The organism is Mucilaginibacter sp. 21P (assembly GCF_019331605.1).
Taxonomy (GTDB): Bacteria; Bacteroidota; Bacteroidia; order Sphingobacteriales; family Sphingobacteriaceae; genus Mucilaginibacter; species Mucilaginibacter achroorhodeus.
The window spans coordinates 3,447,964-3,471,171 of record NZ_CP063061.1; the positions used below are offsets into that span (position 1 = coordinate 3,447,964).

At 42.5% G+C, this 23,208-nt stretch carries 16 protein-coding genes; 5 read left to right on the forward strand and 11 right to left on the reverse strand.

Annotated elements, in window-relative coordinates:
* Positions 1 to 42 precede the first annotated feature (42 nt).
* The 5 genes from INP83_RS15375 to INP83_RS15395 all read right to left on the reverse strand — a co-directional run bounded on the left by INP83_RS15375 (position 43) and on the right by INP83_RS15395 (position 9,610).
* Positions 43 to 2,433, reverse strand: a complete 2,391-nt coding sequence (locus tag INP83_RS15375; RefSeq protein ID WP_219124961.1) for an ABC transporter permease — start codon at positions 2,431 to 2,433, stop codon at positions 43 to 45.
* Between the two features lie 67 nt (positions 2,434 to 2,500).
* Positions 2,501 to 4,867 carry an ABC transporter permease gene (locus INP83_RS15380; protein WP_219124962.1) on the reverse strand — a complete coding sequence of 789 codons (2,367 nt, stop codon included), beginning with the start codon at positions 4,865 to 4,867 and terminating at the stop codon, positions 2,501 to 2,503.
* 67 nt (positions 4,868 to 4,934) lie between these two features.
* Positions 4,935 to 7,367: an ABC transporter permease gene (locus tag INP83_RS15385; protein WP_219124963.1), complete on the reverse strand. Its 2,433-nt coding sequence runs from the start codon at positions 7,365 to 7,367 to the stop codon at positions 4,935 to 4,937.
* Positions 7,368 to 7,551: 184 nt separating this feature from the next.
* Positions 7,552 to 8,229: an ABC transporter ATP-binding protein gene (locus tag INP83_RS15390; protein WP_219124964.1), complete on the reverse strand. Its 678-nt coding sequence runs from the start codon at positions 8,227 to 8,229 to the stop codon at positions 7,552 to 7,554.
* Positions 8,230 to 8,356: 127 nt separating this feature from the next.
* The gene (locus INP83_RS15395) at positions 8,357 to 9,610 is read right to left on the reverse strand and encodes an efflux RND transporter periplasmic adaptor subunit (protein ID WP_146271105.1); all 1,254 of its coding nucleotides are present in this window, start codon (positions 9,608 to 9,610) and stop codon (positions 8,357 to 8,359) included.
* A 278-nt stretch (positions 9,611 to 9,888) separates the two neighbouring features.
* Here INP83_RS15395 and INP83_RS15400 point away from each other — a divergent pair, with 278 nt between their 5' ends.
* The 5 genes from INP83_RS15400 to INP83_RS15420 all read left to right on the forward strand — a co-directional run bounded on the left by INP83_RS15400 (position 9,889) and on the right by INP83_RS15420 (position 15,645).
* On the forward strand, positions 9,889 to 11,244 hold the full coding sequence (locus INP83_RS15400) for a sigma-54 dependent transcriptional regulator (protein WP_219124965.1): 1,356 nt from the start codon (positions 9,889 to 9,891) through the stop codon (positions 11,242 to 11,244).
* Positions 11,234 to 12,589 carry a PAS domain-containing sensor histidine kinase gene (locus INP83_RS15405; RefSeq protein WP_219124966.1) on the forward strand — a complete coding sequence of 452 codons (1,356 nt, stop codon included), beginning with the start codon at positions 11,234 to 11,236 and terminating at the stop codon, positions 12,587 to 12,589. The genes INP83_RS15400 and INP83_RS15405 overlap by 11 nt, the downstream gene beginning before the upstream one ends.
* Positions 12,590 to 12,699: 110 nt before the next feature.
* Positions 12,700 to 14,583 carry a molecular chaperone HtpG gene (gene htpG, locus INP83_RS15410; protein WP_219124967.1) on the forward strand — a complete coding sequence of 628 codons (1,884 nt, stop codon included), beginning with the start codon at positions 12,700 to 12,702 and terminating at the stop codon, positions 14,581 to 14,583.
* Between the two features lie 241 nt (positions 14,584 to 14,824).
* On the forward strand, positions 14,825 to 15,340 hold the full coding sequence (locus INP83_RS15415) for a DUF4251 domain-containing protein (protein WP_146271097.1): 516 nt from the start codon (positions 14,825 to 14,827) through the stop codon (positions 15,338 to 15,340).
* Positions 15,341 to 15,369: 29 nt separating this feature from the next.
* Entirely contained in the window at positions 15,370 to 15,645 is a 276-nt protein-coding gene (locus INP83_RS15420; protein WP_219124968.1) for a hypothetical protein, read from the forward strand.
* 21 nt (positions 15,646 to 15,666) lie between these two features.
* Here INP83_RS15420 and INP83_RS15425 read toward each other — a convergent pair whose 3' ends face one another.
* The 6 genes from INP83_RS15425 to INP83_RS15450 all read right to left on the reverse strand — a co-directional run bounded on the left by INP83_RS15425 (position 15,667) and on the right by INP83_RS15450 (position 23,179).
* Positions 15,667 to 16,587: a sugar phosphate isomerase/epimerase gene (locus INP83_RS15425; RefSeq protein ID WP_219124969.1), complete on the reverse strand. Its 921-nt coding sequence runs from the start codon at positions 16,585 to 16,587 to the stop codon at positions 15,667 to 15,669.
* Between the two features lie 109 nt (positions 16,588 to 16,696).
* On the reverse strand, positions 16,697 to 19,297 hold the full coding sequence (locus INP83_RS15430; RefSeq protein ID WP_219124970.1) for a glucosidase: 2,601 nt from the start codon (positions 19,295 to 19,297) through the stop codon (positions 16,697 to 16,699).
* 6 nt (positions 19,298 to 19,303) lie between these two features.
* Positions 19,304 to 20,374: a dipeptidase gene (locus INP83_RS15435; protein ID WP_219124971.1), complete on the reverse strand. Its 1,071-nt coding sequence runs from the start codon at positions 20,372 to 20,374 to the stop codon at positions 19,304 to 19,306.
* A 21-nt stretch (positions 20,375 to 20,395) separates the two neighbouring features.
* On the reverse strand, positions 20,396 to 21,508 hold the full coding sequence (locus INP83_RS15440) for a D-TA family PLP-dependent enzyme (protein WP_219124972.1): 1,113 nt from the start codon (positions 21,506 to 21,508) through the stop codon (positions 20,396 to 20,398).
* A gap of 14 nt (positions 21,509 to 21,522) precedes the next feature.
* Entirely contained in the window at positions 21,523 to 21,987 is a 465-nt protein-coding gene (locus INP83_RS15445; RefSeq protein WP_219124973.1) for a RidA family protein, read from the reverse strand.
* A gap of 88 nt (positions 21,988 to 22,075) precedes the next feature.
* On the reverse strand, positions 22,076 to 23,179 hold the full coding sequence (locus tag INP83_RS15450; RefSeq protein ID WP_219124974.1) for a hypothetical protein: 1,104 nt from the start codon (positions 23,177 to 23,179) through the stop codon (positions 22,076 to 22,078).
* Positions 23,180 to 23,208 lie beyond the last annotated feature (29 nt).

Sequence of the window (23,208 nt, forward strand, 5' to 3'; positions counted from 1 at the left end):
AAAGTTCACAAAATGGGCTACTTTCAAAGCAGCCTTAGATCATTATTCGCTTCTTAGGCTTTTTACAGGGTTTGCAAGTGCAGCTTTTATTGATTGCACACTTATGGTGGCAAGCGCCACAGCCGCGGCGGCAAATGCAGCAAACGCGAATACCGCCCATCCTATATTGGTTTTGTAAGCAAAATCCTGCAGCCACTTGTTCATGGCATACCACGCCACAGGTAAACCAATGGCAGTTGATAGGGCAATGAGTATCATAAATTCGCTTGCTAACAGTGTTATTATGCGGGCAACACTTGCGCCCAAAACTTTTCTAATACCTATCTCCCGCGTTTTAACCTGGGCCGAGTAAGTGGCCAAACCGAATAGCCCCAGGCAGGATATTACTATAGCTATAGCGGAAAATATGTTAAAGAGTTGTCCCTGCCTGCTATCATCGCTGTAAATTCTGCGGTAGCTATCATCCAAAAAAGCATAATTGAACGGTACATCATTATTGTATTGCTTCCATATTGCTGTGCTAACCGCAATTGCTCTTTGGGCATTGGCGTTGGTTGTTTTAAGGTAAACTCGCCAGCTGTTTGCCGGGTTATATTGGAAAACCACAGGCTCTATCTTTTTATGCAGGTTTTGGAAGTGAAAATCTTTAACCACCCCTATTATGGTACCATTTATGGTTTGTATCCTCAATCGTTTTCCTATCACATTTCCACTAAGGCCCATTTCCTTCACAGCCGTTTCGTTAATGATAAAATGCGAACTATCTGCAACCACGCCTGTAAAGTTGCTTCCCTGTATCAACTTTATCTTAAAAAAATCGATAAGATTTTTATCACCGTGAATTTGATTGAACCACAGGTTAGATGATTTCGGTTTACCATCCCAATCGTTATTCCCCGTTGAGGAACCGCCAACAACCATATTGCGGCTGGATACCGTTGCAGCCAAAACAGACGGATCTTTCTTCAGTTCATTCATCACCGCATCAGCATGCTTGTGCATATCATCGCGCATGTTAAATGTGATTATATTCTCTTTATCGTAACCTAAATCCTTTGTAAAAACATATTTTAGCTGCTTACCAATGATCAGCGTGCTTACAATAAGCACTACCGATACGCTGAACTGTAATACCACCAATATTCTGCGGAACGCGGCGGTACCAATACCAGCAGTAACCTTTCCTTTTAAAGCCTTTAATGGTTCAAACGAAGAAAGTAACAAAGCCGGGTAAATACTTGATGCCGTTAAGGTGCCGATAAGCGTTATCACCACGCAAGCCCAAACATTAAAACTGGTAATATTTAACGCTATTTGCTTGCCGGAGAACTGGTTGTAATAAGGTAATAATATAAAAATTAATGCAATTGCTACTGCAGCCGCTACGGCGAATAAAAGCGCTGTTTCTACCATAAACTGCATAAACAATTGAAACTTGCCCGCACCGATGATCTTGCGCATGCTTACTTCTTTCGCTCTAAGCATTGATCGTGCGGTTGACAGGTTAACGTAGTTTATGCAAGCTATAACCAATATCATAACAGCAACAATAGCAAACATACGAACCGTTGACATGCCGCCATCCGTACCATCAGCTTGGTAAAGATGCATTTGCGGCAGTGGCTGTGTTAGGTATGGCACGGGGGCATCTTCAGGTTTTTGTCGCTCGTGTATAGCCTGCAGCTCTTTTTCAAGCTTAGCGGCTTTTGTATTTGGTTTAGTAAGTAAATAAGTTTGGAAAGAAAAACTTGACCAATCTGCGTCCATGGATGGTACGGTTGTTTTCCCATCATAGCTGGTTTTGTTCTTGATATAAGCCAGGTAGTTAAACCTCGATAGCGGCAGCATTACACGGTATTGAAAACTGGAATTCTTAGGATAATCAGCAATGACGCCGGTAACGGATACGGGTTCATTTTGCCCGATAATCACTGTCTTGCCGATAGGATCTTCGGTCCCGAAATATTTTTTGGCAGTGCTTTCAGTAATTACAATGGAGTTATTATCAGGAAATGGATTGCGCTTATCTCCCTTTATCAACGGAAAATCAAAAACGGAAAAATAAGATGGATCAGTAAAGCAAAAATTATCCTCGTAAAAAACTTTGTCTTTGTACTTGAACGGTGCATCTCCTACAGCCATAATACGCACGCCATCCTTAACATCCGGCAGTTCGTTTTTGGCAAATGTTGATACCGGGGCAATGATATTACTAAATACCTGTTTGCTTAAACCGGTACCGCCTACAATACCTATTTTATAAATGTTATCAGCTTTAGAATTAAAGCGGTCAAAGCTTAATTCGTCCTGCACCCACAGCAGCATAAAAATACCCACTACTAATCCAACCGTTAAACCGGTAACATTAATGGCTGCATAAAACTTATTGGCTAAGATGTTGCGCCAGGCTGTTTTTAAATAGTTTAATATCATGATACTTAAATGCTAATGAAGTGAAAAACTAAACACCAAACCCTATTTGAGTTAATGGAGCCCTTAATTATTCTGAACGTAAACTCTTAACCGGATTAGCAAGCGCTGCTTTTACAGCTTGTGTGCTAACTGTTAAGATGGAAATAAGCGTAGTAAGCAGTGCGGCTGCTACAAACACCCAAACGCTTATCTCAACCCGGTAGGAGTATTTTTGTAGCCATTGGCTCATGAGATACCATGATATAGGTACCGAAATAGCGAAGGCAATCCCTACCAGTTTTAAAAAGTCTTTTGAAAGCATAGTGGTTACCCGCAATACTGATGCGCCTAAAACTTTGCGTACACCGATCTCTTTAATGCGGTTTTGTGCCATGTAAGTAGCTAAACCAAACAGGCCAAGGCATGAGATAAATACGGTTAGTCCTGCAAATAGAGATGCAAGTGTCCCTATCCGTTGCTCATCCTGAAATTTCTTACCGTAAGCTTCATCTACAAAGTGTGGCTCAAATGGATATTCGGGATTGTACTTTTTGAAAACGCCTTCGGCCAGTTTGAGGCTTTGAGCGGTGCTCAGGTTATCATTTAGTTTAAAGTGTATTACGTTAAACCATGCTGACGGCCCCTGTATAACCATTTGTTTAACCGGGTCGTATGGCGATTGAAGAACAAAATCTTTCACAACGCCTACTACGGTAAGTTTGGTTTTGTTACCGTTGAGCACAATTTGCCCAACCGGGTTTTTAAGCCCCATCACTTTAACCGCGGCCTCGTTCAGCATAATAGCGGTTGAGTCGCCCGGATATTTAGTTATATCTATATCCCTGCCGTCAATTATCTTAAGGCCCATGGTTTTGATGAAATTACCATCGGTGTTAAATACGTTAAAGTCTATTTTATCACCCTCATGTTTGCCCGGCCACGAAAAGTCCCAGGTATCGCTCCAGCCTTCGGTTATTGGTGCACTGGTTTTGGTAACGGCTGCCGCCGCACCGCTGGTAACCAACTCATTACGAATAAGGTTATAATTCTTACTTATTTCCCCGGTCATGAGTGTGTACACCAGTTTATTTTTGGCATAGCCTGTTTCGCGGTTTTGCGCATAATCCAACTGTTCTTTAACAATGATTGTGCTGATTATAAGCACTATAGCAAAAGTGAATTGTGTAACTACTAATATTTTTCGTGGTGAAAAAGTGGCGTTAGCAACTTTAAAGGTTCCCTTTAATACCTTAACCGGCGCAAACGAGGATAGATACAATGCAGGATAACTACCCGCTAATAACCCGGTAAAAACAATGAATCCAGTAAAGATCAACCAAAACGATGGGTTGCTGTACGGAATAAACAACTGCTTCTGTGTAAGGTTGTTAAAGCCTGATAACGAAAGTTGAACTATCAATAGTGCAATTGCTCCTGAAATTAAAGAGATGAGTATTGATTCGCCCATAAATTGAGCTATCAAACTACTTTTACCGGCGCCAACCACCTTGCGTATGCCTACTTCCTTAGCACGCTTTTCGCTTCTGGCAGTACTTAGGTTCATGAAGTTGATACAGGCTATCAGTAATATAAACGCGGCTATAACGCTGAACAGCGTTATTACTTCAATTTTACCGCCCACTTGTTTGCCTTCTTCAAACTTTGAGTAAAGGCGCCATTTTTTTGCCGGATGCACAAAAACGTCAATGTCTTTGATATCTGAATGCGAACGGGTGATATTTTTAACACGTGAGTTAAAGAAATCTTCCGTAACGCCAGGTTTTAAAGTTATATATGTGTTAACATCGTTATTTCCCCAATTGGCAGACTCACTACCTTTATTACTGATCTTATCATAGTATTGCCATGGAAGAAGGTAATCAAACTTGAAACGGGTGTTGTTTGGCAGATCCTTCATAACACCTGTAACAGTAAAATAATCGACACTGTCAATCTTGATGGTTTTGCCCATCGCATCGTCGTTACCGAAAAGTCGTTTGGCTGTAGACTCGGTTAACACAATGTTCTTCATCACCGCAAGCGCCGCTTTAGCGTCACCTTTTATAAGCGGGAAACTGAACATCGTCAGGAAATCGTTATCCACGAAGTTGCCCTGCATCGTTAAATGCTTTTCGCCAACGGTAAATAGAAAACCAGCATCGGTGACCCGTGTTGCCTGATCTACCTGTGGGTAATCCTGTTTAAGAGATTTTCGCATTGGCTCTGGAGTTGTATTCCAACACCATAATTTGCCATCAAAACGCGAGCGGTTATACATGTTGTACAATCGGTCTGCCTTGGTGTGAAACCTATCATAGCTTACCTCGTTTTGTACCCAAAATAAGATAAGTGCTGCGCTGGCCATGCCAACAGCCAAACCCGCAATATTGATAGCCGTGAAACCTTTGTTTTTCATCAGGTTTCGCCATGTGATCTTTAGGTAGTTCTTAAACATATTTTCTATAATTGAGTCATCTGGTCTTTAAGTCAATGCACTGGTGTCAAACAAGTAGCAACGTTGTTTATTGGTCTTTGAGGCTGTTAACCGGGTTTGCCAGTGCAGCTTTTATTGATTGGAAACTGATAGTGACAATCGCTATCAGTAATGCACCTATGCCGGCAGCGGCTATTACCCACCACTGTATATGTATCCGGTAGGCAAAATCCTGAAGCCACTTGTTCATTAGGTACCAGGCCAGTGGTGCAGCTATTACCAGTGCAAGTACAACCAGTTTTACAAAATCTTTAGACAACATCGATACAATAGAGTTTACATCGGCTCCTAAAACCTTGCGGATACCTATCTCTTTTGTACGTTGCTCAGCGGCGTAGGCTGCCAAACCAAATAAGCCGAGGCATGCAATTACAATAGCAAGTGTTGTAAATATGACAAAGATCTCACCCACGCGTTGCTCACTTTTGTAAATGGTGTCAAAATCCTGATCCATGAACGAATAATTGATCTGTAAGCCGGGTGACAGGCTGCTCCATTTAGCTTTTATCTGGCTGATCAGTTGTGGCAGGTTATTAGCACTTAACCTGATACTTAATGCACCGTTGTTTTGGCCAAGCTTTAACACAACCGGCTCTATTTTCTCTCTAAGCGAGTTAAAGTGGAAGTCCTTTACAACACCAACAACATGGTACAGTTTAGTGTTAGCTAATTCGGTTTTACCACCAAGGGACTGATATAATTCTTTATTTACGGCGTTATCATTAAAGCCCAGGAATCTGGCCGCTGCCTCATTGATTATCACGGCAGATGAGTCGGTAGCAATATCTTTGTTGAAATTACGGCCCTGCGCCATTTTCATATCCAGGGTTGGTATCCAATCGGCATCAACATCCCAGGTTTGCGGGAACATTGATTCTTTTTGATTGAGGGAAGCATCTTTGAAAAAGATACGGGTGTTTTTCCATCCGGATGTTGGCAAGAAGCCTGTCATGGTGGTGGCTTTTACGCCCGGCAGGTCTGCTAACTCCTGTTTAAAGATGGATGCCTGGTTACCCAGTTCGAATGCATTTTGAACCACCAAAACCTGGTTACGGTTATAGCCCAGATTTTTGGTTTGGATAAAGTTTAACTGATTATAGATCACCAGCGTGCCAATGATCAAGAGAATAGATACACTAAATTGAAAAACCACCAAAAAACTGCGCAGGAAACTGCTTTTAAAACCGTTTGAAAGCTTTCCTTTTAATACGGCTATAGGTTGGAATGCAGATAGGAAAAAAGCAGGGTAAGATCCAGCTAAGGCACCCACTACTAAAACAATTGCAAGCAGGGAAGGCACAAGCCAGATGACAGTTTGCGCAGTAAGCACTATTTCTTTACCTGCCAGTTGATTGAATAGCGGCAGCAATGCCGCAGCTGAAAATGAAGCTATTACTGTTGCAATCAACGTTACTAAAAGCGATTCGGCCAGGAATTGAAAGATGAGGTTATTGCGAGAAGAGCCTAAGACTTTTCGCACGCCTACTTCGCGTGCACGATTTGCAGAGCGCGCCGTGCTTAGGTTCATGAAATTAACACAAGCTATAAGCAGGATGAATATTGCAATAGCAGAAAATATATAAACGTACTGAACGGTGCTATTTGGCCCAAGTTCGCCGTTACGGGCTGATCTCAAATGGATGTCGTCCAGCGGGGTAAGGTTCATTCTGAAATAGCTTCCGCTCTTTTCAAACTGATCATAACTCATGTGCAGTTCTGACTGCATTTGGGCTCCGCTAAATTTTTGAAGAAACGCAGGGAAGCTTGCTTCTAACTGCTTTGCGTATTTTTTATCTTTCAGTAAAACATAGGTGTTGTAATCGCTGCGTAACCATTCATTTGAACGGCTATCAGGGAAAGATTCAAGCGACACAAAAAAGTCAAAGTTAAAATGCGATTGCTTCGGTACATCTTTGATAACGCCGGTTACTTTAAAGTTCTGTTTATCGTTAAATATGATGGTTTTGCCAACGGCATCAGTGGTGTTGAAATACTTGCGTGCAGTAGTTTCAGTTAAGACAACAGTATTTGGGTCTTTTAAAGCAGTTTTGGGGTCACCACTTATCATGGGCAGTGTAAACACGCTGAATATAGATGCATCTGCAAAGGCGATACGATTTTCTACAACGGTAAGATCCCCTTTTTTTACGTGTGTTGTGCCAGCAGCTTTAATGCGGGTAGCTTCCACAACATAAGGGTATTCAACCTTCATGGTTTTGGCCAGCGGCGGCATGGCTACAGCGTAATCAACCTTGTTATCGCCAAGTTTTAGATCTTCATTTACACGGAAGATACGGTCGTGATTTGTGTTGTAGCGGTCAAAGCTTAGCTCATCTACAACATATAATACAATTAAAAGGCATGATAGCAAGCCAAGTGCTAAACCTAATATGTTGATAGCGGTAAATCCTTTGTTTTTATAAAGGCTTCTGAACGCGGTTTTTATGTAGTTTTTTATCATGATAGATTACTTAGAGGGTTTAAAAAACTAACCCATTTGTTCAACACCGGCAAGTAACTTACATTAGGCGCTTTGTGATAAAAATTGGGCAAATCTCAAGCTAACCCCTCTGCCGGTTCGGGCGGCAGAGGGAGTAAGCAGGAGGCACACTTAACTATATTATTAACTAAAGATCAGTAAGTTATTATACCATGATGTTTTCCATCACGGTTTGTCCGTCTAACAAACGGATGATACGGTGGCTATAACGTGCGTCGTGCTCAGAGTGTGTTACCATGATAATGGTAGTGCCTTGCTCGTTAAGGTCCGTCAAAAGTTCCATTACATCGTTACCATTGCTGCTATCCAGGTTACCGGTAGGCTCATCCGCCAATATCAGTTTTGGTTTGTTAACAACCGCACGGGCAATAGCCACACGTTGCTGTTGACCACCGGATAATTGCTGTGGATAGTGATTACGGCGGTGCATGATCTGCATTTTATCTAACACTTCTTCTACCCTTTTTACGCGTTCTGTCGCGCTTACGCCTGTGTAGATCAAAGGGAGTTCAACGTTTTCAAAAACCGTAAGTTCGTCGATCAGGTTAAAGCTCTGGAATACGAAACCGATGTTGTGTTTGCGCAGGTCGGCACGTTTACGTTCGTTGAAGTGGGCAACTTCAATATCGTTAAAAACGTAGCTGCCTTCATCCGGGTCATCCAGCATGCCCAAAATATTAAGCAGGGTTGATTTACCGCAACCAGATGGGCCCATTATCGCAACAAACTCGCCCGTATCAACGTGCATCGATAGCTTGTTAAGCGCAATGGTCTCTACCTCTTCTGTACGATAGAACTTTTCAAGATTTGTAATTTTTATCATTTGGCCTCCTTAAACCCACCGGCTGGTTAAGGTCGGCGGGTTTGTTGTTAATTGTGATTATGTCTTTTATTTCGTGTTTCTAATTATCAGACGCAGCCTGCGCCAATTTCGTTGCAAAAGAAATCTATCATTCTTTCAGCACCAGTTCCTGGATATCGCCGTAGTTCTCGTAACTCGAGGTGATTACCTTGTCGCCTGGTTTTAAACCTTGCAATACTTCAAAATAATCAGGGTTTTGGCGGCCTATCTGTACATCGGTTTTGTAGGCTGTTTTACCATCCTCACTTACTTTAAAGATCCAGTTACCACCAGTTTGCTGGTAGAAACCACCACGAGGAACAAGTAAGGCGGTTGTTTCGTCGCTCAGCGCAAGACGTATCTGCAGGGTTTGACCTTTGCGGATGCCTTTAGGCACCGTGCCCACAAATTCCATATCAACCTGAAAGCGTCCGTTAGTGATCTGCGAGTAAACCTTTTTAATAGTTAATTTATAAGTTTTATCAGCGAAAACGAAGTCGCCCATTAAGCCATTGTAGATACGTGAAAGATAGTGCTCTTCAACATCAACCCGTACTTTGAAACCGTTTTGTGCGTCTATCTGGCCAAGGTGTTCACCTTTGTTTTTGTTTTGGCCCACTTCGGCATCCATAGAGGTTAATTGTCCGTCTATTGGCGCACGCAGGGTTAAGCTTCCCACTTTTTTCCGCATCAGGGTTAAAGCGTTTTTCATTTGCGCATAATGCTCCTGCGCCTGTTGCTCCTGTTGTTTTGTTAAGCTGGTATCCTGCTTTAATATTTGGGTAGTTAGGCGTTTACGGCGCACCTGGTAGTCATAGTTGTTTTTAGCGGCCTGGTATTCCTGTAACCCTATTGCTTTTTGCTCGTAAAGGCTTTTATCAAGCAAATAAATACGTTCGGCTTCTTTGTAGGCGTTGTCTACATCAGCCATTTGGTTAAGCTTGCTTACCGTATTTTGTTGTGCGTTGTTGTGCGCTATCTGCATTTGTGTCTGCTCGCCAAATACTGCTGATTCTTGTGACGCAAGGCTTAGCTCCTCATCTATGTTGGATAGCTTCAGGATCGGATCGCCTTTTTTAAGCATAGCGCCATCTTCAACATACTTTTCTTCAACCTGCCCACCTTCAACAGCGTCAAGGTATATCGTGGTACGGGGCATCACCACGCCGTTAACCGGAATAAATTCCTGGAAAGGGCCTTTCTTTATCTCACTTATAGTAATGCGTTCTGTATCAACGTTCAATTTGCTTTTACCGGATGTAAAAAATATGCTGCCTGCAACCAGCACCACAACACCGGTGATACCGGCTATGGTCATCAGGCGTTTATTGCTCCACTTCTTTTTTTGTATAACTCTGTCCACGTTGTTTAGATAATGTTTGGCAAGTAAATACAAAATCACATGCCATAAATTAAAGTATTGATTAATAAATACTTATCCATAAATATTAATATTGCACCGTACGCTTCTGTTACAGCAAGTGTTCGGTTATGATACAACGTTAAAAACACCTCTGTAAGGACGCTAACGCGTATCAGGTTGGATTTTCAAGATTATAACCCCATTGCTGTAAATGGTACGATATTTAGCAGTCAAAATACTAAATTGCAGATTAATTTACTGTTGATTTACGCTGAATTATGATACTTAAAAAAGCCAACGTTTTAATTGTTGACGATGACCCGGATGTACTTACCGCTGTTAAACTTTTACTTAAGCCGCTTACACAAGAAATTATAACTGAGAAAAACCCGGAGAACCTGAACTGGTTGCTGCAAAAGAACACCATAGACCTGGTGCTTTTAGACATGAACTTTAACAGCGCTATAAACACCGGCAACGAGGGTATCTATTGGCTGCGTAAAATAAAAGAGTGGAAACCCAACGTTTGCGTGATCATGATAACAGCTTATGGTGATATAGACCTTGCTGTGCGGTCTCTGAAGGAAGGCGCTAACGATTTTGTGGTGAAGCCATGGCATAACGAGAAACTGATTGACACCATTACCGATCTGCTGGATAAAAAAGAAGGTGGTGCTAAAACATCCAAATCTGTAAAAAGCAGCACCGGCCAAACCTCTATCCTTGGCGAATCTGAAGTGATGGAAGATATCTTTCACAAAGTAAATAAGATAGCCCCTACGGATGCAAACATCCTTATTTTGGGAGAGAACGGAACCGGTAAAGATTTGATGGCAAAAGCTATACATGAACGTTCGTTAAGGGCTGATAAGCCTTTTGTAAAGGTAGACGTAGGTGCCTTAACCGATTCGCTTTTTGAAAGCGAATTATTTGGCCATAAGAAAGGCGCCTTTACTGATGCCAGGGAAGACCGTATGGGTCGTTTTGAAGAAGCCGAGGGAGGTACTTTATTTTTAGATGAAATAGGTAATATCAGCCTGCAGCAACAAGCCAAACTCTTAACAGTTCTGCAAAACAGGCAGGTAACACGTTTAGGCACAAATAAAGCAGTAGATATCAATATTCGCCTGATATGCGCTACAAATGTGCCTTTGCAGGAGCTTGCTAATGAGAACAAATTCCGTAAGGATTTGATCTATCGTATCAACACGGTGGAGATCAACATGCCGCCTTTACGCAAACGCGCTGAAGATATAGTGGTATTAGCAAGGCACTTCGCTAAAATGTACAGCACCAAGTACATGAAGCCGGTAGCTGATTTTGATAATACCGCTACTAATAAATTACGCAGCTATAGTTATCCCGGTAATGTACGCGAACTGCAGTATACTATTGAGCGTGCAGTTATTATGGCTGATGATAGTTTGCTTAAAGCAGATGATCTGATATTTTCCGTTTTGGAATCGCCTACAGAAAGCATTATCGATGAGGATAATATCCAACTGAGTACATTAGAAAAAAATGCCATTCTAAAAGTAATAGATAAACATAATGGCAATATTACCCGTGCAGCAAAAGAGCTTGGCTTAACCCGCACTGCACTTTACCGCAGACTAAGCAAGTATGATATTTAACAGGTACGAATGGCGGCTGGTGCTGCGTGTTGCTTTACTTTTCCTCGCCATTACGTCTACCGTACTTGTGATATTTGAGCTGCGGCAATATCTGTTTATGGTGATAACTATACCATTGGTGGTTTATTCTATGCTTGATCTTATCCGGTTCAATAAGAAAGCCCAGGATGAGGTAAATCAATTTGTCGAATCAATACACTACCGCGATTTTTCGCGCCACTTTGATGTACGCAAAGCACCTACGGAATTAAAGCCTTTACGTAAAGGTTTTAATGATATCAATACGACCTTCAAGGTTATCAGCCGTGAGCGCGAAACGCAATATCAATATCTTCAGAAAATTTTGGAACTGGTGGATACAGGTATCGTTAGTTATGAGCAAGAGACCGGTGAGATCAGCTGGATAAATGAGGCTTTTAAAACCCTTATCGGCGTTCCGTATTTAAAAACTATTCATTCGCTTGAAAAACGCGAGGCTGTTTTATACCATGATGTGATGAAGCTTAAAGCCGGTGAGGGAAACATCATGACCATTACCCGCGATCAGCAGCAGGTAAAAATGCTGGTAACGGCCAGTGTGATGCGTAGCGAGGATAAGCTTTATAAGTTGATCGCCTTCCAGAACGTGAGCGAGGCATTGGATGAAACTGAATCTAAGGCATGGTCCAAACTATTGAATGTAATGACGCATGAGATCATGAATTCTGTTGCCCCTATTTCTTCGTTGGCCGATACGTTGAAAAACCGACTTGCAGATCCGGAACTGACCGATCGGTTACAAAATATTGATCTTGAAGATATTGGCTTAGGTATAGATACCATCAAACGCCGTAGCGATGGCTTGCTGAAATTTACTGAAAGTTACCGAAGCCTCAACAAGATAACCAAGCTTGATCTTACCCGTATGCTGGTGCGTGATATGTTTGAGAACCTGAACACGCTAATGACGCCGTCGCTGGAGAAAAAGAACATTGAGTTGGATATTATCCTTCGCGATCCTGCCCTTACTATAGAGGCCGACGTAAATCTTTTAGACCAAGTGCTAATCAATCTGCTGGTGAATGCCATAGAGGCCGTAAAAGACCGCGAAGAACCGCAGATAATCCTGCAGGCCGAACAACAAGGTGGCAAACTGTTGGTAAAGGTAATAGACAATGGTGTAGGTATGCCACCAGAACTGTTAGACAAGATCTTTATCCCATTTTTTAGTACCCGCAAAACCGGTACGGGTATCGGCTTAAGTTTATGTAAGCAAATTATGCTTTTGCATAAGGGCAACATCCAGGTTCAGTCTACCGAAGGAAAAGGTTCTGCGTTTATCATGACTTTTCCGGTAGCTTCTTAGGTCAGTACTTGAAGTTCTTATCTGCCAATTTGGCAATGATAAATCCTTTGGAACAGGCATTGATGCTGGGTTTGCATTACAATTAATCAAACTTAAAATTACTCAATACAATGCAAGAAAAAGGAACCATCTCGATACACACCGAGAACATTTTTCCCATCATTAAAAAATTCTTATACTCTGATACCGAGATATTTCTGCGCGAGCTGGTATCAAATGCGGTAGATGCAACACAAAAAATAAAACGGCTTGCCGCCCTTGGTCAGTACAACGGCGAACTTGGCGACCTGCGCGTTGAAGTTGCCTTTGATGCCGACAAAAAGACCATCACCATATCTGATAACGGTATTGGTATGACGGCCGAGGAGATCAAAAAGTACATCAACCAAATAGCTTTCTCAGGAGCTACCGAGTTTATGGAGAAATTCAAAGAAGCCAAAGACGCCAATGAGATCATCGGTCGTTTTGGTTTGGGCTTCTACTCTGCCTTTATGGTTGCTGATAAGGTTGAAATTGAAACTTTAAGTTACCAGGATGGTGCTACCCCTGCACACTGGGTTTGTGATGGCAGTACCGAGTTTGAAATAAGCGACGGTAACCTGGAAGAGCGCGGTACCGAAATTACGCTGCACATCAATGCAGAATCTGAGGAGTTCCTGAACGAACACAAGTTGCAAGAAATTCTTGACAAATACTGCAAATTCCTGCCTGTGCCTATTAAATTTGGCACTAAAGAAGACAGCGTTGAGGACGGTGTTGACGAAGAAGGTAAAACCAAATACACAACGGTTACTGTTGACAATATTATCAACGATACCAACCCTATCTGGACAAAATCTCCTAACGAGTTAAAGGACGAAGATTACCTTAAATTCTACAAAGAGCTTTATCCCTTCAGCGAAGATCCATTGTTCTGGATCCATCTAAATGTAGATTATCCGTTCAACCTTACTGGTGTTTTGTACTTCCCTAAGGTTAAAAACGACTTCGAATTTCAAAAAAACAAGATCAAGTTGTTCTCTCGCCAGGTATTCATCACCGAAGAGGTGAAAGATATTGTGCCTGAATTCCTGATGCTGTTGCATGGTGTTATCGATTCACCGGATATTCCGCTGAACGTATCGCGTAGCTTCTTACAAGCCGATAGCAACGTAAAGAAGATAAACAGCTACATCACCAAAAAAGTTGCTGACAAGCTTGCTGAGCTATTTAAAAACGACCGCAAAGCCTATGAAGATAAATGGAGCGATATTGGTTTATTTGTAAAATACGGCGCTATCAGCGATGAGAAATTTTATGATAAAGCCAAAGATTTCGTTCTGTTAACCAATACGGCTAAAGAAAATTTTACTTTGCCCGAGTACAAAGAAAAAGTTGAAGGTACACAAACAGATAAAGATGGACAGTTAGTTTACATCTACACTAACGATGCCGATAAGCAGGATTCGTTCATCCAATCGGCCAACAAAAAGGGTTACGATGTTTTACTGATGAACTCTCCTATCGATAACCACTTCATTAGTCAGTTAGAGCAAAAGCTGGAGAAAACTTCGCTTAAGCGGGTTGATGCTGATGTTGCCGATAAGCTGATCAAAAAAGATGATGCGCCTGAACACGTGTTAACAGAAGAACAAACCAAACAGGTGAAAGAGATATTCGACAAGGCCATTAACAAACCGGCTTACCGTGTTGAACTGGAAAGTCTGCACCCTGATGAGTTACCTGTCACCGTTACCATGGATGAGTTTATGCGCCGCATGAAAGATATGGCAGCTATGGGTGGTGGCATGGGCTTCTATGGCAACATGCCTGATAACTACAAAGTTATTGTAAATGGCAACCATAAACTGATCAGCCGCATTCTGAACAACGAAAACACTGACGAACAAGCTCAATTGGCTAAACAAGCGTTTGACTTAGCTTTACTATCACAGGGATTGCTTACAGGCGCCGAGCTAACCGAATTTGTTAATAGAAGCGTTAATTTGATATAATACTTTTCAGGATAATTAAGGAAAATTAGACACAAAAGCTACTCGTCGACCGGCGGGTAGCTTTTTTATTATTTATTATTTATGGAATTGCGATTCGGCCTGCATCTTGTAGTAAAAAAATGTACTAATTATGAACTGCAAAGTCGTTATAAACTCAGGTTAATTATCGGTTATTAATTTAAACCTAAACAGCCAACTATAGTCTAATAAATAATTAAGTCATCTTTATAAAGCATTTACAATGAAACGCTTATTAATCATATTCTCTGTCGTATTATCGGCGTTGTTCTGTATTACACAAGTTAATGCGCAAACAACAAAGCCAACCAAAAAGGAACTTAAGGCACAGGAAGTAAAAAATCTGGTAGAGTCGAAAAACTTTGTTTTTAAAGCAACCTTTATGTACCCCATGGGTGGTGGCCAACGTTACCTTGATCGCATCTACGATCTTACCATTGCACCGGATACAGTAACATCCTTTCTGCCCTTTTTCGGGGTAGCTTACATGAATACTGGTTATACTCCAAACGATGATGGCGGAATAAAATTTACATCAACTAAGTTTGATTATAAGGTAGATAATCTCAAAAAAGGTGGGTATCGCATTTTTATCAAGCCAAATGATATAACCAACAGAACGCAAATGTATTTGGAGGTTTATCCTACCGGTTACGCAAATCTTTCTGTTGTTAGCGTTAATAAACAAAGTATCCGTTATGATGGTATAGTTGCAGAAAGGCCAAAACCTAAAAGCTGATACAAGCGTTCAAATTAAAAAGGTTTATTATGTTAAAGATAGATATCCCGCAAACAGGAAGCCCGGCGTTTACAGCTGCAGCCTTTGACCAATTTGATTTACCGACCCCGCCGAATGGTACCGATGCTGAAATAAACGGTGACGTGGTTTTATTATTTGAGGACGAGGAAGAAGCTGTTGACTATTTGGATGAATTGGAAGATTACTCTGCAAGCCTTGATAACGATGCCGAAGCTAAACCATATTTAAATGCACTAATAAACACTATCAGAAATGATGAATTTGTACAGGCTTATCTTCGTTAAGCCTGTACAAATTGCATATTATTAAATTTTGATATTTTTATTAATGTATTGTATGCTTGCGGCTGCGCTGGCAAATGCATCTTTAGGCATATCATGCTCAACAAAAAAGCTTTGCATACCGGCAATTGAAGCAGCAGCAAAAACCGGTTTAAAATCAAGCGTACCACTACCAACAGGCATTATGTTTTCTCGGCTTGCATCAAGGTCTTTAACATGCCATAAAGGGAAACGGCCGGGATGAGCCTTAAATAATTCGACAGGATTTTTACCTGCCTTCATCGCCCAGGCAAGATCAAGTTCCATTTTAACTTTCTTAGGATCGGTTTCTGAAAGTAGCAGGTCATACGGCACGCTACCGTCTACCGCTTTAAACTCCATGTCATGATTATGATAAGCAAATTGCAAACCGGCTTTGGCCGCTGCTTCACCCGTCTTGTTTAAAACAGCGATAGATTGCTTTATCTCCTCGGTAGTACCGGTTGGCGTCATAGCACACACAAGATATTTCAACCCGCCTTCTGCTGCTTCGTCAACCAGCTGCTGCATATTATCGGTAAGGTTAAGCATTGGAGGTATCACCATTGGCTTACCATCGGGCCCTGAAGGCATTTTAGCACCCGCCGGTAATTTAAATGGCGCGCCAAGCACATGGTGCGATTTCCAGGTCAGGCCGAGGTCATTAGCTAATGTTTTAAACTCCTTCGGTTTAAAGCTATAGTAGCCACCCTTTTTGCTGAATGCCGATTCCAATTCTCCATAACCCATCGCTTTGATCTTAGTTAAGGTGCCTTTCACATCATCATCAATTACATTAAAAAATGTAAATAATTGTATGCCTATAGGATGTTTTGAAAATAACGAAGATGCGTTTGCTGATAATACGGCGCTACTAAGTGCAAGTGTACCTGCGCTTTGTAAAAACTTGCGTCTGTTTAAACTCATAATTGATTTAGTGTTTATTTATTACTTGGTAAGTAAATCTAAATCAATAATTTGAAGAAAAGAAATTTAATGTGTCCTTAATACACAATTATTTAGGCGCTAATTTATCCTATTGATACAAACAATTTGCGATCAAACCCGTCCATCCGGTTTGATGTGATGCACCTAAGCCACGCCCGGTGTCACCGTCGAAAAACTCGTAAAATAAAATATTGTCCTCAAAATTAGGATCTGTTTGTACCTTTTCGGTAGTACCGTTAGCAGGCCGGTGACCATCTGCATTGTTAAGGAACAAATTGGAAATACGTCTGTAGATCTCGTTTGCAACTTGATTCAAATTCATCATATTGCCTGATCCGGTTGGACATTCCACCTGAAAATCGTCGCCATAGAATTCATGGTAAGTGTTAAGGCTTTGGATCAACAGATAGTTGAGCGGCACCCACACAGGGCCGCGCCAGTTACTGTTGCCACCAAACATTGGCCCATCGCTATCGCCCGGAGTATATTTAATGCTAAAGAGGTTACCATCAATAGTAATGCTGAACGGATGTTCGAGATGATATTTAGACAATGAACGTATACCGTACGGACTCAAAAATTCATTCTCATCAAGCATGTAGCTTAATAAACCTTTCATCCTATGCCCTCGCAGTAAACTGATCAGGTGCTTGCCGTTTGCGCTTCGCTCGTCCCACCGGGAAACCAGTGCTGCCAGATCCGGCCGGTTATCTTTGAACCATTCCAGCCTGTCGGCAAAGATCGGATTGCTGCTAATGTCCGCATCATCTATCACTTCAGCAGCAAACATTGGTATTAAACCTACCATACTTCGAATACGCATTTTTAATGCGCTGCCATCAGGCATCCGCAACTGGTCGTAAAAGAAGTTGTCTCCTTCATCCCACAAACCTGCCTGCCCACCCTCTCCCAGGCTCGACATCGCTTCGGCTATGTAAATAAAGTGCTCGAAATATTTAGAAGCTATATCCCGGTAAGCTTTATTGGCCTGGGCAAGCTCCGCAGCAATGCTCAACAGGTTTAATGAATACATAGCCATCCAACTTGTGCCATCAACCTGCTCAAGGTGTGCACCGTTTGTAAACTTAGTATTGCGGTCAAACACGCCGATATTATCCATACCCAAAAAGCCCCCCTCAAATATGTTGTTGCCTACTTCATCTTTACGGTTAACCCACCAGGTAAAGTTTAGCATAAGCTTATGGAAGATGCGCTCTAAAAAGAAGGTATCGCCCACGCCGCCGTTAGCTTGTTTGTCCTGCAGATATATTTTCCAGGTAGCCATGGCATGTACCGGTGGATTAGCATCGCCAAAATCCCATTCGTACGCAGGTAACTGTCCGTTGGGGTGCATGTACCAATCTCTTATTAACAGGCTCAACTGATTTTTAGCAAAAGCCATATCAATTCCGGCCAAAGCAATGCAATGGAATGCAAGGTCCCACGCGGCAAACCAAGGATACTCCCATTTATCAGGCATGGAAATAATGTCGCCACGGTTGTTAAAGTGCTGCCATTTGCTGTTACGCGCGTGCAAACGGCTTTGAGGTGGAGCAGGTTCTCCGGGGTCGCCCTTCAACCATTGATGAACATCGTAATAATAAAATTGCTTGTTCCAAAGCAGACCAGCGTAGGCTTGCCGTCTTATCATCGCTTTTTCTGGAGCGTTTTTGGCAGGTAACAAGTTGTTGTAAAACTCATCCGCTTCCGCCTCGCGGGCGGTGAAGAGGTCGTCAAAATCTTTAAAATTAGCGCCTTCATTTGCTGTCAACCTTAGTCTGATCACTTTGCTTTCGCCGCCGACGACTTCAATATCGTAATTGTAAGCCGCACGCGTTCCAACTTTTGCTTTGTTAACTGTATAAGATTGGTTGACGATGTGATTATTTATTCCATCCTTGTAGTATTCCTGTTTGCTATTGATCCCACCAAAGCGGACGATGTTGGTTTCGTTTTCACAAAAGAGTGTTTCTGTGTTGCCTTCTGCTAAAAGACTGTGTATGTCAAGATCTTTATGTATGATGTTTATGCTACCATTACTATCACTTAATTGCGGCTTGTAATCATCATAGCCCCAATCCCATGTATTGCGAAACCAGATAGTTGGCAGCACATTTAGCCTGGCGGCTTGCTTGCCGCGATTGGTAACAATTATTTTGATCAGGATGTCGTCTATACCAGCTTTTGCGTACTCTACCTGCAGATCAAAATATTCATCGTTATCAAAAATACCGGTATCAATAATTTCAAATTCCGGTTTGTTGCGATCTCGTTTTCGGTTCTCTGCCACCAATTGATCGTACGGAAATGCCTGCTGGGGATACTTATACAGCATTTTCATATACGAGTGGGTAGGCGTGTTATCTAAATAATAGTATAGCTCCTTTACGTCTTCGCCGTGATTACCTTCGGCATTGCTTAACCCAAAAAAACGTTCTTTGATAATATGGTCTTGCTTGTTCCAAAACGCTACTGAGAAGCAAAGCAATTGCTTTAGATCACAAATACCTGCAATCCCCTCCTCTCCCCAACGGTATGCTTTACTGCGGGCCATATCATGAGTGATGTAGTTCCAGGCGTCGCCGTTAGCACTGTAATCTTCCCGCACGGTACCCCACTGGCGGTCGCTAACGTAAGGTCCCCAACGCTTCCATCCGGTAGTTTTTAATCGGTCGGCTTCTGCACCCATAATATCTTATTTCCAGGCGTTACGTAGAAAACGTAGCCAGTTGCCATACATCATATTTTCGATATCTGTTTGGCTGTATCCTCTTTTTAATAAAATACCAGGTACTTTTTGCAGGTCTGCGATGGTTTCCAAGTCGTATGGACATTGCTCCCTGCCAAAAGCACCATCCAAATCGGTGCCCATGCCTACATGCAAAGCGTTACCGGCAATCTGGCAAATGTGGTCTATGTGATCGGCCATCACTTCCAAATTACAATTCATTTGTTTAGGATCTGATTGTCCTCTAACCCATCCTGGTACCATCATCCAGGCATCTAAGGCTGCGCCTATAACAGCGCCGCGGTTTATCAATGCCCTTATCATTTCGTCGCTATACTGGCGGTTATGATTAACCAGTGCGCGGCAATTATTATGGCTTGCCCAAACATAGCCGCCAAAATTATCCAGCGCCTGCCAAAAAGCATCATCGCACAGATGAGTGGCATCTAAGATGATGTTCAGCCGCTCCATTTCTTTAAGTAGTTGCAGGCCGTTATCACCCATCACCCCCGTTGCATCGGTTCCGTTGGCATAACGCCCCGGCCCGTAATGCGCGGGGCCTAAAGCCCTAAGTCCATAATTGTATGCCGCTTGCAAGTAGGAAACATCCACGATGGAATCTGCCCCTTCTAAGCTTAAGATATAACCTATCGGCTTATTAGTACTGTCATTATCATTTTGCCACAGGCTTACATGCGACTCTAAAGATGCAAAATCATTTATCTGCACCATTTCGCCCGCATCCTCCATGGCTTTGTACCAAGCAAGTTGCCCCTGGGTTTGCGCCCATGCCTGTTGCGGCGAATGCCACCCGGGCAAATGATTATTAGGCGCAACGTAACGACCTAACTGCGTTGCAACCACCAACCCTATCTTTCCCTTCCTCAACTCCGGCAATGCCACAACGGCTTTAGCCCTGTCGGGTTTGTCAGTTAAACCAACTTCACGCGCATTGATGGCAGCAACCGGTTGCGTCAGGTCGCGGTTCCACTCAAGAGCGTTCATGCTTAGGTCTAAGTGTGCATCTATCGTGAACATATCTTTTGAATCGCTCGAATATTAAATGTTTATCTTTCTATCTCTTGCAATGGTTTTCCACTCACCTGAAATGATACTATCTTCGACGGTGAGAGCCCTTTCATACAGTGCTACCGAAGGGCAAGCATGAAAAGCCAGACCATACAACACATCGCCAACTTTATAGTTATGACCAGCGCCGGCATCAGCTACAAGATGCTCTTCGCTGTGGCTCACAAATTTCAGTTCTGGCGCGTTAAGGAAAAAAACGCGTTCGTTAAGCGGGCGCTCTGCAGACACGGATTTGTGGCCAAGATCAATACAGATCTTAGCTTCATCAGGTAATGAAATTACGCGTGCTATCAACAAAGCAGCCGGTTTAAAGGGCTGTTCGGGGTAGGCATCACCATAGCCTTTATCCCAATACACAAAAGTACCGGGACTAAGCTCTGCATCTTTAATTTCTTTTATAATGGGCATAGTTGGCGAACCTCCGGCTATTAGCAGTGGCTTTTCGAAGCCCTGTTTTTGCAAATCTTTAATTAATTGAAGAACAGGCTGCATCGCTTCATCCGAACGTTTCCGTCTTACCTCAAAATCACTATCATGGATGTGGCCGTCGTAAGCATGCAAGCCTTTCAAAGACAAACCAGGTAAGGCGTTACAACGCGAATATAACGCCAACGCATCTACAGACTTTATGCCTGTGCGGTTCATTCCTATATTCAGATCGATAAAAACCGGGATGATCAGATCATTAGCGATTGCCTGTTCAGAAATTTCAAGTGCGGATTGTTCATTATCCACTAAACAGGAATATTGAGTATCCGTATAAGTTTTTATCACCTCAATAAACCGCTTAAGCTTCGGTCCCGCCGGTTGGTAAGCTAAGAGTACATCCTTAGCTCCGGCCATGCCCAGCATTTCTGCTTCGGCAATAGTGGCGCATTTAAACTTGATTATACCTTTCCGGATCATCAATTTAGCAGCAGCAGCGCTTTTATGGCTTTTAGCATGCGGTCTCAAACGTGCTACATCATCAACCATCGCTTTCAAAAGATCAATATTGTAGCTCACCCTTTCAGGATACACAACAAGTGCAGGTGTATCTAATTCATCAACTTTATCAATGATATACCAATCAGGATTTTCCATAGGATATGCTACGTTTAAACCAGTTCAAACAGCGCTTCTATCTCAACAGGAATATTATCCGGTAATGATCCCATACCCACCGCACTGCGCACGCCAATACCATTTTCTTCGCCCCAAACTTTGGCAAACAACTCGCTCGCCCCGTTAATGATGTAAGGATGGCGTTCAAAATCCGGAGTGCAATTAACCATGCCTAAAACCTTAATTACGCGTTTAATCCTATCCAGGCTACCCAGGTTTTCTTTGATGGTAGCCAGCATGGCCAAACCCACCTGCCTTGCAGCAAGCTTACCATTTTCCATATCAATAGTATCGCCTATACGACCAATAATAAGTGACCCATCGTCCTGCACGGTGCCATGGCCCGACAGATATAGATATTTACCATCAATTAAACATGGTTTATAAACACCAAGCGGTTTTGGCGCCGGCGGAAGGCTTAAGCCTGTTTCTTTGAAGTTTTGTTCAGCAGAGTTCATGGCGGTAAAGCTATTATTTTTACCATCAAATACCAGTCATAAACAAAAAAAGCCGGGAACCACCCCGGCTTTTATAGAACCAATATAATTAAAACTTAAAGGACACACCGAAATTGATAGAGTAATCCGCAAAAGCAGCATCACCTATTACATAGGTGCCTGTTTTCACCGAGTTCTCTTTATCAGTTACACTTTGCTGGCGGTTTCTTTTCAAAGCAACAGGAACGCTCGCAAATAGGTTAACTCTCTTCAAACTGTAGTTCAATGAAGGCTCGACCGATATGATGTAGCCGGGACGACGGAAACCATCACTTTTCCCGATCAGGTCGCGCACCGGGATACCCTCCATACGGCCACCAACTGATGCGGTGAGTGCGCTGAACGAACCATTAAAGGTATAATTTACTCCTAATCGCGCCAGGTATTGATCCGGCACACTCATGATGCTTTCATTAGCAAGTAACGGGCTTAATGTTTCGCGGTAAGTACGTGTGCCGTTTGTGTTACGCGGGTTGGCCATATAATACAAATTGGTGTAACCGCTGAAACGCCCTCCCAGATGCAAAAAGCCATTTAACTCGGCTATGGCACCTACTCCGCCGTCGCCTAATTGGATAGATTGATCTACCGGACGGTTCGACGGTGTTACGTTGTAAAAATAACTGCGATAGTTATAGTCTCCGGTAGGCAATTTAATACCTAAGCCTACCTGAAGATTTCCGTTATGTGAGGTACGCGGATCAAACAACCAGCGATAAGCAACAACGCGGGCATCGCCAAAACCATGTGAGTACGACCTGTGGCGTTCTTTACCGCCGTGCTCATAAAGTGAGGATCGGATGTTTATAAGATACGGGATACCAACAGTAACAGACCAGAAGCGGTTAAAATTACGAGTAAGGCTCAGATCGATAGTATTTTGAAAGTTTACCACTTCGTTATGTAAGGTCTGGCGTTGCTTTTGTTCTTCCGTACCCTTAAAGTGCTTGTAAGAGTGAAAGTAGCGGTAAGCTGATGTAAATACCCAGCTGCTTTCTTTGCCGGGAGTGATACTGCTATCAAGCATAGGATGTTCCATTACAGTGAATGCGCCTTTGCCGCTGATAGCTACACAGCCTTGTGCGTTTGCTTTTACATTGTTAAATATTATAAATATGATAGTGCCCGCAAGCACCTTGTAAATAAATTTCATTTTGTGGGTTTTTAGGTAATAGAATGACA